9 protein-coding genes are annotated in these 11,529 nt (G+C 69.1%); all 9 read right to left on the minus strand.

Annotated features, from left to right (window positions below):
• Positions 1-52: 52 nt before the first annotated feature.
• Genes tssI through SBP02_RS00490 form a run of 9 tightly spaced genes read right to left on the minus strand, consistent with a single transcriptional unit; the run spans position 53 to position 11,477 of the window.
• Positions 53-2,101 carry a type VI secretion system Vgr family protein gene (gene tssI / locus SBP02_RS00450; protein ID WP_318644435.1) on the minus strand — a complete coding sequence of 683 codons (2,049 nt, stop codon included), beginning with the start codon at positions 2,099-2,101 and terminating at the stop codon, positions 53-55.
• 37 nt (positions 2,102-2,138) lie between these two features.
• Positions 2,139-3,143: a serine/threonine-protein kinase gene (locus SBP02_RS00455; protein ID WP_318644436.1), complete on the minus strand. Its 1,005-nt coding sequence runs from the start codon at positions 3,141-3,143 to the stop codon at positions 2,139-2,141.
• A 10-nt stretch (positions 3,144-3,153) separates the two neighbouring features.
• Positions 3,154-3,888 carry a PP2C family protein-serine/threonine phosphatase gene (locus SBP02_RS00460; RefSeq protein ID WP_318644438.1) on the minus strand — a complete coding sequence of 245 codons (735 nt, stop codon included), beginning with the start codon at positions 3,886-3,888 and terminating at the stop codon, positions 3,154-3,156.
• Positions 3,888-7,427 (minus strand): type VI secretion system membrane subunit TssM, encoded by a 3,540-nt coding sequence (tssM, locus tag SBP02_RS00465; RefSeq protein WP_318644439.1) that lies wholly within the window; start codon positions 7,425-7,427, stop codon positions 3,888-3,890. The genes SBP02_RS00460 and tssM overlap by 1 nt, the downstream gene beginning before the upstream one ends.
• Positions 7,424-8,305, minus strand: a complete 882-nt coding sequence (icmH, locus tag SBP02_RS00470; protein WP_318644441.1) for a type IVB secretion system protein IcmH/DotU — start codon at positions 8,303-8,305, stop codon at positions 7,424-7,426. Before icmH ends, tssM begins: the two co-directional genes overlap by 4 nt.
• 1 nt (position 8,306) lies before the next feature.
• Positions 8,307-9,638 carry a type VI secretion system baseplate subunit TssK gene (tssK, locus tag SBP02_RS00475; protein ID WP_318644442.1) on the minus strand — a complete coding sequence of 444 codons (1,332 nt, stop codon included), beginning with the start codon at positions 9,636-9,638 and terminating at the stop codon, positions 8,307-8,309.
• Between the two features lie 3 nt (positions 9,639-9,641).
• Complete coding sequence (gene tssJ, locus SBP02_RS00480) at positions 9,642-10,121, minus strand: type VI secretion system lipoprotein TssJ (RefSeq protein WP_318644443.1); 480 nt, start codon at positions 10,119-10,121, stop codon at positions 9,642-9,644.
• A 5-nt stretch (positions 10,122-10,126) separates the two neighbouring features.
• The gene (tagH, locus tag SBP02_RS00485; RefSeq protein ID WP_318644445.1) at positions 10,127-11,323 is read right to left on the minus strand and encodes a type VI secretion system-associated FHA domain protein TagH; all 1,197 of its coding nucleotides are present in this window, start codon (positions 11,321-11,323) and stop codon (positions 10,127-10,129) included.
• 19 nt (positions 11,324-11,342) lie between these two features.
• Entirely contained in the window at positions 11,343-11,477 is a 135-nt protein-coding gene (locus SBP02_RS00490) for a type VI secretion protein (RefSeq protein ID WP_318644446.1), read from the minus strand.
• Positions 11,478-11,529: the final 52 nt, after the last annotated feature.

Below are 11,529 nucleotides of genomic sequence, written 5' to 3' on the forward strand. Positions count from 1 at the left end.
CGAATTCCTAATCCTTGTGTGCAAGCCATGCGGTGGCTTGCGTCTATCCCTGTCAGCCGGAGAAATTGAGCATGCGCTTGGGCTTCTTCTTGGTCTGTTCGAGCCGGTTGAGCAACGCCTCGTCCAGCAGGTTGCCCGCCTGGTCGCTGTCCGCCGCCCCCGGCAGTACCGGCGGTTTGATCTTGATGCCCGAGCCCTTGCCCGGCGCGCCGCCGGCGTTGAGTTTGGCCAGGGGGCCGGAAATCGTGATGCCGCCGGGGTCGAGTTTGATGAAGCTGCCGCCGGCCTTGAGGGTCAGCTCGGTGCCGGCCTCGATGACCATCTTCTGCCCGGCCTTGAGGTGGATTTCCTTGCCGGCCTTGGTCAGTTGGGCGCTGCCGAGCTTGATGTGCTGGTTCTGGCCGACCGTGAGGTGGTCGTCGGGTTTGACCTGGACCTTGCGGTCGGCGTGCACCGTGAGGTGCTCCTCGGCCTGCAGTTCGGTGTAGCTGTTGGCCTCGACGGTGTCGTGGCGCTCGTTGCCGACGCGGATGCGCTGGTCGTGTTCGATGTTCTCGTCCCAGTCCTTCTGGGCGTGCAGGTAGATCTGTTCGGCGCCCTTGCGGTCCTCGATGCGCAGTTCGTTGTAGCCGCCGCCACCCGGGCTGCTCAGGGTCTTGAACACCGTGCGGGTCTTGTTCGCCGGCAGGTCGTAGGGCACCTGGTGTTCCTTGTGGTACAGGCAGCCGGTGACCAGGGGCTGGTCGGGGTCGCCTTCGAGGAAGGTGACCAACACCTCCATGCCGATGCGCGGGATGGCGATGCCGCCGTAGCGGTCGCCGGCCCAGCTGCTCGCCACCCGCAGCCAGCAGCTGGTGGTGTCGTCGGCCTGGCCATGCCGGTCCCAGTGGAATTGCACCTTGATTCGGCCGTACTGGTCGCAGTGGATCTCCTCGCCGGCTGGCCCGGTGACCACCGCGCTCTGGCTGCCGAGCACGCGCGGCTTGGGGTGGGCCAGCGGCGGGCGGAAGGGCACGTCCCAGGGGGTGGCGGTGAAGCGGTTGCGGTAGCCCTGAGTGAAACCATCAGCGATGTGCACGTCGTGGGTCACCGACTCTTCCAGCACCTGGGGCTGCTTGCCTTCGTGGTGGATTTCGCTGAGCAGCCACAGGTCGTTCCATTCCCGGCGCGGGTGGTCGGAGATTTCCAGCAGGTGGCCGCTGAGCAGCCTGGGCTGGTCGCTGTGGCCTTCGGCCAGGCGGTAGTCGGCGCGGTGGCGCTCGAGCATGCGCTGGCTCAGGTGCTTGCCGCGCTTGCGGTCGCTGAAGCGGCCGGGGTAGTCGTAGTCCTCCAGGTCCGGCAGCGGCTTGGCTTCGGCGTCGCGGGGCGCCTGGTAGGCGGCCTCCATCAGCAGGCGCGGCTGCTCGAAGTCGTAGTCGCGGCGGGTGGTGCGGCTGGTGCGGGTTTCCAGGCGTACCCGCAGGCGCTTGATCACCGGCTCATCGGCGGTCATGCCGTTGTCCTGCAGGTAGGCCGTGGGCTGGCCGAGCTTGGCGAAGGCGCTCTGGTCGTCGCCGAACACCAGCACGTGACCCTGGGGGCCGTGCTCGAAGTGGTAATGGATGCCTTCCTCCTCGCACAGGCGCTGGACGAAGTGCAGGTCGCTCTCGTCGTACTGCACGCAGTAGTCGCGCTCGGGGTAGACCGTGGGGCCGAGCTGGAAGCGGTAGGCATCGGCGAGGATGCCGTGCTCCTCTAGCACGCTGGCGACGATCTGCGGCACCGTGAGGTGCTGGAAGATGCGCTGGTTGTGGCGATGGGCCAGGTAGGCCAGCTGCGGCACCAGGCTCAGGCGGTAGCGGGTCAGGCGCTTGCCGGACTCGCCCTGGGCCACGCGGTAGACCTGGCCGTGGATGCCCGGGCCGCCGGGTGCGAAGGCGAGGAAGGCGCGCTGGTGCAGCAGGCTCTGCAGGTCGAGGTCGGGGCGCTCGCTGACCAGCTCCAGCTCGAAGCGATAGGGCTGGCTGATCGCCTCGCGACCGCTGAAGGCGAGCACCTGCAGGTCGTGTTCGACGCCTTCGATGCTCAGGCTGAAATGGCTTTCATTGGCCGGATTGAACATTGCGATTTCCTTGTGCAGAACTCATCCATTGAAGCCGTCAGCGCGCCCGGCGCAGCCAGCGTTGCAGGCGCGTCGGCGGCGGCGTGCGAAACGCCTCCAGCAGCTCGGCGCAGCCGATGTTGCGTTGTGCCTCGTCGAACGCCAGGGCCGTGCGCAGGGCGTGCCAGCAGTGCGTGGGGAGCTGGGGCGGCCGTTGCAGTTCGTTGTCCAGGCGCATGGCCTTGGCCTGCTTGGCGCTGAGGCGGCGGAACGGGTGGCGACCGCTGCTCAGCTCGTACAGCACGCAGGCCAGGGCATAGACATCGGCGGCGGCGGACAGCGGCGCGCCGTCGAGCAGCTCCAGCGCGGCGTAGCGTGGCGTCCAGGCGGCGAAGCGGCTGCGGCACAGGCGCGGCAGGCCGGGCAGCAGGCCCTCCAGCGGCTGGCCGAGACCATAGTCGAACAGGCGCAGGCCGTCGGCGGCGAGCATCACATTGCTGGGCTTGAGGTCGCCGTGCAGCACGCCCTGGTCGTGGGAATAGCTCAGGGCCTCGAGCAGGGCGATGGCGATCTCGCGCAGCTCGCTCCAGGGCAGGCCGTCGGGGCGCTCGCCGAGCAGCTGGTCGAGGGTCGGGCCCTTGAGCAGTTCCAGGGTGAGGAAGGCGCGCTGGCTCGGCAGGTCCACCTCGAAGCCGAACAGGCGCACCACGTGGCGGTGGTTGAGCCGCGCGGTGAGGGCGAACTCGCTGTACAGCAGGGTGTTGGCGTCCGGGTACTCGGCGAAGTCGTCGCTCAGGGTCTTCAGGGCCACATAGGGCTCGGGGTCGCCGAACTGTTCGCGCAGCAGGTCGCGGGCGCGGTACACCGCCCCCATGCCGCCGACGCCGAGCAGGCGTTCGATGCGGTAGCGCCCGCCCAGGACCTCCGGCAGCTCGCCGAGCCGTGCGGGCGCGTGGGCGGGGTCCGGCTGCGCCTGGGCCGCGGTGGCGGCCAGGGCGAAGTAGGTCAGGTCGCTGGCCTCGCCGTCAGGCGGCGAGGGCGGTTCCAGCACGGGCTCGTTCATCCTCGCCTCCTCATCGACGCACCACCACGGCGCTCAGGTTGTCCCGCGCCGGGCCGTCGAGGGCCTGCTGGAACAGCCGGTTCATCGCCAGTTGCGGCGAGGGCAGGTTGAGGGCGGCGCCCAGCTCGTCGGCGGCCAGGCCTTGGTACAGGCCGTCGCTGCACAGCAGGAAGGCATCGCCGGGCAGCACGTCCAGTTCGAGGATCTCCAGTTGCAACGCCTCGCTGGCGCCGATGGCGCGGGTCAGGGCATGGGCCGCCGGGTGCCGGGCGGCGTCCTGAGGGGCCAAGCCCTGTTCGTCGATCAATTGCTGGCGCAGCGAGTGGTCGCGGCTGAGCTGATACAGACGGCTGCCGCGCCATAGATAGCAGCGGCTGTCGCCGGCCCACACGCAGGCGGCGCGCTCGCCCTCGATCAGCAGGGCGACCACGGTGCTGCCGATCACCGTATCCGGGCGCTCGGCGGTCACCGTCAGCGCCTGGCTGAGGTGCCGGTTGAGCCCGTGCAGGCACTGGCGCAGCTGCCCCAGGCGCTGCTGCAGATCGCCGGCGGCGGGCAACTCGGCCAGCTGCTCGACGATCAGGCGGCTGGCCAGGGCGCCGTTCTGGTGCCCGCCCATGCCGTCGGCGACCGCCCACAGGCCCTGCTCCGGCAGGGCCAGGAAGGCATCCTCGTTGCGCGCGCGCACCTTGCCGGTGTCGGTGCGCGCGGCGCTGCGCCAGCGGTGCGTGGCGACTGCCGGCATCAGAGCGTCGCCGGCAGCTTGAAGCTGCGCAGCAGGCCGAGGTCGAAGGGGTTCGGCGCGCGCTGGCTGTGCAGCAGGTAGTTGGCGCGCAGGCCGCCCAGATCGGCCTTGAGCATCAGCACGTCGCGACCGCTGTGGTAGTCCACCTTCATCAGGTCGAGCAGGCGGAACAGCGACCAGGGGCCGGTGTTCTTCTCGATGCCCACGCGGCGCCCGCCGAGCTCCTCGACCACCAGGCTGGTGCGGCCTTCGTCGGCCTCGGCCGGCCAGCTGAAGGCGGTCTGCACGATGGGCCCGTGGCGGTATTCCAGCTGGCGGCTGCCGAAGCGGAAGTCGGCGCGGCTGAGGCTGGAATCCAGCGAGTAGGGCTCGAGCTTGAACAGCACCTTGGGCTCGTTGGGGTCTTCGGCGAAGAAGCTGCGGCGGATGGTCTGCGCGTGGCTCATCTGAAGCAGGAACTCGCGCGACAGCGGCAGCCCGCGGCCATCGACCTGGCGCAGGCGGTACTGGCCGGCGCTGCCGCTGACGAAGGGCTTGAGGTAGCCGTCGAAGAAGCGCTGGGCGATGCCCTGGCCCTTGAAGAACTCGCGGAAATCGGCGATCGCCACGTCGCTCTCGCTGTGCGCGCTGAACGGGTAACGCTGCTTCAGAGAGCCGTCGTAGGCGGCGTACAGCTCGTTCTGGTAGCGCTGGTTGAGGTAGTGGTAGGCGTCGTTGAGCACCAGCATCCAGCTGTCCTCGGCGAGCAGGGCCAGCCAGTTGCCGATCGGCTGCGGCAGCCGGGCGGCGCTGCTGCGCACCTGGTTGATGGCGTCGCGGCGGCCGCCCATGCGCGCCTTGGCCAGCTCGAAGGCGGCCTGTTCCGGCGCGCTGGAGTGGGCCAGGCCGGCCAGCTGCAGCTGCAAGGCGTCCAGGGCCTGCAGGCTGCCGGCCAGCTCGGCGCCGGCACCGCCGTTGTCGTCGAGCAGGCGGTGCAGCGGCTCGAAACGCCGCTCCAGGGTCTTGCGCGCGGTGTCCGGCAGGTTCTTGACCAGGGCCTCCTGGGTCTTCTGCGCGGCGGCGCTGGCCAGCTTGGCGGCCTTGCCCAGCTTGCCCTTGGCACCCTTGAGTCCTTCGGCGGCCGCGCCGGCATCATCGGCGGCTTCGGCCAGGCCCTTGAAGCGGGTGTTGTCGCGCACCTCTACCAGCAGTTGCAGCAGCGGCGAGTTGGCGGCGGTCAGTCCGGCCAACTGCAGGGCGCCCTGATTGGCGCTGGCCAGCGGCTCCAGACTCAGCTGGGCCAGGGCTTCGCCCCAGTAGTTGGCGTAGTCGCGGAAGTACAGCTGCTCCATCTCCACCAGCAGGCGGCCGAGGTCGTTGCTGCTCAGGCTGTCGCCCTCGCCGAGTACCCAGTTGTCGCGCAGGATGTCGCGCACCAGGTCGCCGCCCTGGGCGACGAACAGTTTCTGGTAGCCGGCCTGGGTGTAGAAGCCGGGGATGGCATAGTCGCTGCCGACGAACAGTCCGGCCTGGGGCCCGAGCTTCTGGCTCAGGCGGTAGTCCGGCAGGCTGCGGGCCTGCTCGCGGAGCATGCGGTAGACCACCGCCGCCAGCGACTCGCTGCGCAGCACCTGGCGCGCTTGGGCCACCAGCGGAGCGTTCAGCGCGTAGGGGGCGAAGGGCTCGGCCAGCAGGCGCTCGAAGTGCTGGTTGAGGCCGTGCTGGGCGGCGCTGTTGCCGGCGTAGCGCAGCGACCAGTCGGCCGCCAGCCACTCCTGCAGGAAGGCGGCATCGCGGCGCTCTTCCAGGTTGAGCATCAGGTAGGCGCGCAGGCTGTTGAGCAGGCGTTCGCGGTCGTTCAGGTTGGCGCGGATCTGCGCCTCCAGCTGGCGGGCGACCCGGGGCAGCAGCAGGGTCTCCAGCTCGCCGCGGTAGGCGCGCTGCAGGGTCGGCTCGACCGCTTCGCCCTGGTACAGGCCTCCGCGTTGCAGGAGGGACAGCTCGTCGCGCGGCGGGAACACCCGAGTGGCGGCGTGGCTGCTGTCCAGCGCCTCGAGGGTGCGCAGGGCGTCGTCCTGGGCGGCGATGGCGCCGTGCTGACGGGTCAGCTGCTGGGCGATTTCGCGCAGCTGTTCCAGGCGCCCGTGGTTGCTGGAGAAACCGCTCGCCCAGAGTGCGCCGAACAGCGCCAGCACGGCGAAGGCGCAGGCGTACATGGCGCGCTGGCCCCAGTCGATGCGCCGCACCTCCTTCTGGTCCAGGCCGGCCAGCTCGGCCTCGGGGAAGATCACCCGGTCGAGCAGCTGGTGGATGAAGCGCGCGCGGCCGCTGCGGAAGGTCGGCAGGGCGCTGCTGGCCAGGCCCAGGTTGCGGCCGATGCCGCTGGTGCTCGGGTCGAGCGCGTCGCTCAGTTGCGGCGCGCTGGTCAGGTAGAAGCCGCGCAGCTGGCTGGCGCGCTGGTAGCGGTTGCCGCTGAAGGCCAGTTCGACGAACAGGCACAGGCGCTCGCCGATCTGCCCGAGCTGGTGCGGGAAGTCGAGGATGCGCCCGCGGCGCTGGGTGTCGCGCTCCTGGTGCATGCGCAGGATGACCTGGCTGTTGAGGCGGCGCAGCAGTTCCTCGAACTCCTGGCGCACCACGGCGACGTCGGTGGCGTCCTGTTCCTTGCGGAAGCTGGCGCCGAGCACCTGCTCGCTCTCCTCGCGCGACAGCTGGTCGAAGAACTCGTCGAAGCCGAGCACCTTGTCGGCCTTGCTCAGCACCAGGTAGACCGGCACGTTGGCGCCCAGGCGCTGGTGGATCTCGTGCAGGCGCTGGCGGGTCTGCCGCGCCAGGCTCTCCAGCTCGACCTCGCTGCCGCCCTGCAGTTGCTCGACCGGGATGTTCACCAGCACGCCGTTGAGCGGCCGTGCGCGGCGCTTGCGCAGCAGGCCGAGCAGGCAGTCCCAGGCGCGCCCGTCGACCTGCGGGTCGGGCTGGCTCAGGTAGCGGCCGCAGGTGTCGATCAGCACCGCGTGGTCGGCGAAGTACCAGTCGGCGTAGCGGGTGCCGGAGACGTCCTTGGTCAGGCGCTGGTTCTCACCGCGGTTGAGCGGGAAGTCCAGGCCGGAGAAGTCCAGCAGGCTGGTCTTGCCGCTGCCCTGGGGGCCGAGCAGCAGGTACCAGGGCAGTTCGTTGCGCCACTTCTCGCTGCGCCCGCGGTACAGGCTGGAGCGCTTGAGGGTGCGCAGGGCGTCCTTGAAACGGTTGCGCAGCTCGAGCTGCTCCTCGTCGATCAGGCCCTCGCGGCGCAGGCGCTCCTGGGCCTCGGCGTCGTCCTCCTCGGCCTTCTTGCGCGCCGTGGCCTTCCAGCTGGCGAAGACCATGGCCAGGCCCCACAGCAGGAACAGCCCGCTGATGCTCAGCAGGCGGCTGCTGGCCGATTCCCAGAACCTGTAGTCATCGACCGCCAGCAGCGGACCGACGAACCACACCAGCAGGGCCAGGAGCAGCACCAGGCACAGGCTCCAGACCCAGGTCTTGCGGAAAAATGCGGCTAATTTGCCGAAAAAACTCTTCATTTCAGGTCATCCATGAGTGCACCCGCGGACGGGTCGAGTTGCTCGTACGGCTGCAGAACGGTCGCGCGCTGCTCGCCCAGAACCCAGGCGAAGCCGGCATAGGTCACCCCCAGGCAGGCCAGGGTGAACAGCGCCACCAGCCACCAGGGGACGATGCGCACCAGGCGCCGGCGGGTGTCCTTGAGGCCCTGCCAGTGCGGCGAGATCTCCCGCGGCACGTCGCCGCGCAGCTGGCGGATCTGCCGGTACAGGCTGTCGCGCACCGCCTCCAGTTCGAGCATGCCGCGCGGCAGCACGCGGTACTTGCCCTCGAAGCCGAGCGACAGGCACAGGTACATCAGCTCGAGCATCGGCAGGTGCTTGACCGGGTTGCGCGACAGGCGCTCGAGCAGCTGGAAGAACTTCTCGCCGCCAAAGGTCTCGTTGTGGAAGGAGGACAGCAGGCTCATCTGCGACCACTGGCTCTCGTTGCCCCAGGGCGTGGTCACCACCGCCTCGTCGACCACGGTACAGAGCACGTAGCGCGCGGCCATCACCTGGCTGCTCTCGGCACCGTCGTGCAGGGCGCGGTGTTCGAACAGCTTGATCGCGCCCGACAGGCGCTGGTGCAGGCCGTGCAGCTCCTCGGTCTCGAAGCTGTGCTTGAGCCGCACCACCTCCGAGAGCAGCGCGGAGGCCGCGGCCACCAGGGGGTTGAGGCTGATGTTGAAGCTCTCCGCCGGGCGCAGGCGCGCGGCGTAGATCATCCGTTCCTCCAGCTGCTCGAATTTCGGCGCCGCGGCGAAGTCGGTCAGCGGGCTGTGTGCCGGGGCATCGCCCTGGCGGTTGAGGATGACGGTCTTGTCGTCCTGGCCGTATTCCATGTCCTTGGTCGTCATATCAGTTCCTGATCGCCCAGAATTTCAGCTCAAGCCCGGAGAACTCGCCGGACACGTGGAAGGCGAAGCCGCCGGAGCTTTCCAGCTGCGCCAGGTCCTCGGAGCCGAGCTCCAAGGCGAAGTAGGTCTTGCCGGAGTGGAAGGGAATCTGCCGTGGCGCCACCGGCAGCGGTTTGACCTTGATCCCCGGCAGGTGCAGGTTGACCAGCTGGCGGATGCGCTCCACCGGGCCGACCTTCAGGTGCGCCGGCAGGCGCTGGCGCAGCTCTTCGGAGTCGCACTGGGCGCTGGCGGCGAGGACGAAGGCGGAGGTGCCGAGCAGCTTGTGATCGTGCAGCGGCGACACCTGGATGCCGTACTGGCGCTGCTGCAGCAGCAGCTCGATGGCGTGCTGCTCCAGCACCATCGACAGCACCTGGCGGATCGCGTCCATCAGCTTGCGGAAGCTCAGGCCCTGGTCGCTGTGCTGGTAGCGGCTGTCCAGGCGCGGGCGCTTGGTCTCGCTGGAGAAGGTCGCCAGCTCGCCGAGCAGGCCCAGCAGCTCGCGGTAGATCTGCTCCGGGTGCACCTGCTCGATGCCCAGGTAGTGGCGCAGTACCGGCTCGAAGCGGTTGATCAGCTGCAGCATCATGAAGTCGCCGACCTCGGCGCCGCCGACCTTGCCGGTGGCGCGGATGCGCTCGGCGAGGATGTCGCCGCGGTGGCCGAGCATGCTGATCACCTCCTTGAGGCAGGACAGCAGGTAGCCGGAGGCCTGGAAGTTGACGTAGGTGGGGATGAACTCCGGATCGAGGCTGATCACCCCGTCCGGGGTGGTGTCGAGCACGTCGCACAGCTTGAGTTTGACGTAGGCCTGGTCGCTCTGCTGCTCGCCGAGCAGCAGGCGGAAATCCGGGCGGCCGCAGCTGACCTGGCTGGAGGCGTTGTCGCCGGCGTTGGAGTCGGCCACTTCCTCGTCGAAGGCGGTGTAGCGCGCCAGCACGTCCTGCTGCTCGGGGCGGCGGCTCTCGATGTGGTTGCCGGTGACCAGCGGCAGCGCCAGGTACACCGGCACGTTGCTGGTGTTCGGCGGCACGTCCAGGGCCAGCGGCTCGCGCTCGGCGCCGATGTCGAACAGGCTGCCGTCGGGCAGCACGCCGCTGGCCTTGCTCACCACCAGCTTGCCCATGTTGAGGAACTGGCGGTCGATCTCCAGCTCGAAGAAGCCCCAGGCGTAGCTGGTCAGCTTCTGGGTGCGGGTCTTGAGCTGATGCTCGTAGTAACGGTCGCTTTGCTGGAAGTGCTGCGGGCGCAGCAGCATGCCTTCCTGCCAGACCACCTTGTGCATGGTCATGGCTTATTCCTCGTCCTTGGCGTCGTCGGACGTCTGGATGCCCTGGGCATCCAGGGTCAGGGCGACCCGGTTGCGCGCCTGCGCCTGCAGCGGGATGACGTAGCGCCAGCTGGTCTCCGGCAGGTCGCGGTAGGCCGCGAGCACGCCGACGTAGCGGCTGCCCTCCTGCACGAACAGCTTCAGCCGGCGGGTCTCGCCGGGGCGCAGCTCCAGCTCCTCCTGGGTCACCAGATCCGGCGCCAGGGCCTTTTTCGGCCGCTGGTAGAGGGAGAAGAAATCGGCGTTCGCGAAGGCCACCGGGTGCTTGAGTTCGATCAGGCGCAGGACGATGGGCGAGGGCCGGCCATTGAGGTCCGGGTTGAGCTGGTCGCTGCCGCTGAGCTCGAGATCGAGCTTGGTCATCGTCGAGTAGGGCGACAGCGCCGAGCAGCCGGCCAGGGCCAGCAGGCTGGCGAGCAGGGCGAAAAGGGGTAAGCGGAGCATGGGGATCATCCTTGAGCGTCGGTGTTGAGGGTGGCGATCAGGCGCACCTGTTCTTCGTAGGCCTGGGCGAAATCGCGGGCGAACAGGCGTTCGCTCCAGTCGTCGTTCTGTTGCAGGGCACCGTGCAGGCGGCGATAGGCGCGCCAGCGGCTGCCGGCGGTGGCGATCAGCGGCTTGCGCCCCTCGCGCTCGAAGCGCAGCGCCAGTTGCTCCGGCGACAGCTGCTCGAACAGGCCCTTGACCGCCGCGCGGCTGGCGGCCAGCAGCGCCACCTGGTGTGCCTGCAGGTCGCGGAAGCTGCGGTTGATCGCCTGCTCGGCAGGCAGCTGGCCGGCCTTGCCGCCGCGCAGCAGGGCGTGCAGCGCCTCGCTGGCATCGCCGCTGTGCTTGAGCGGGTTGTTGCCGGCGCTTTGCACCGTGGTCAGGGCCAGGCGCATCTCGTTCTTCAGCTCGCTGCGGGTGCGCAGGCTCTGCTGCAGGCTGCCGACGCTCTGCTTGAGCAGCTTGGCGGCGTTCAGCGCCAGGGCTTCGCGGGCGTCTTCGTCGAGGTCGTCGAGGCGCACGCCGAGGGCCTCGCCGAACTTCTCCCAGAAGCTCGGCGGCAGGCGCTGCGGCTCGGGGGCGGGCTTGGGCTGCGGCGCCGGGGTGGGCATCACCAGCTCGGGCACCCGCAGGTTCTCCTCGTCGATCTGTGCGTAGTCGCGCTGCTGCGCCTGCACCGTGTGCGGGCGGATGATCGCGGTGAGGTCGTCGACCTCGGCGTACACCCGTTCCTGCTGCTCCAGGGCGGTGAGCGGGTCGAGGTCGAGGAAGGCATCGTCGGGAATGATGCTGCCGGCCGGCTGCGGGCGGCCGATATCGCCCTCGAACAACGCCGGGTCGCGGATCAGCCGCGCGCGAATCTCGAAGTCGCCCAGGCAGTACACGCTGCCGTGCTCGACGCGCTGCGGCTCGCCCTTGCGCAGGCTGGCGCCGCTGTCCTTGAGCTGCACGCCGTTGCTGCTGGTGTCGGTCAGGTAGAAGGCGCCGTCGCGGTAGCTCACCTCGGCATGACGGCCGGAGAGCACGCGCTTGCGATCGGGGATCACCCAGTCGCAGTCCTCCGCCCGGCCGATCACGCCGCCGGCCTGCTTGAAGGTTTTGGTGGTCATTAGACCTGGCACGAACTGCTGTGCACTGACCACATCGAAGACCAGTTCCATGGTGTATTGCTCCTGGCGGTCAGTTGCCGCGGGTTTCGGCTTGCGGGTCGCCCAGGGGGCGGTAGTCGTCGTCGCTGAATTTGTAGTTGCCGCTGCAGCCGGCCAGGCACAGGGCCAGGGCGAGCAGGGCGGCGGAGTAGTAACGGTGCAGCATCGAAGAGGCTCCTTGCGGTTCGAATGGGGTCGGGTCGGATGGCAGGCGCGGC

This window comes from Pseudomonas benzenivorans (assembly GCF_033547155.1).
GTDB classification, from domain to species: Bacteria; Pseudomonadota; Gammaproteobacteria; order Pseudomonadales; family Pseudomonadaceae; genus Aquipseudomonas; species Aquipseudomonas benzenivorans_B.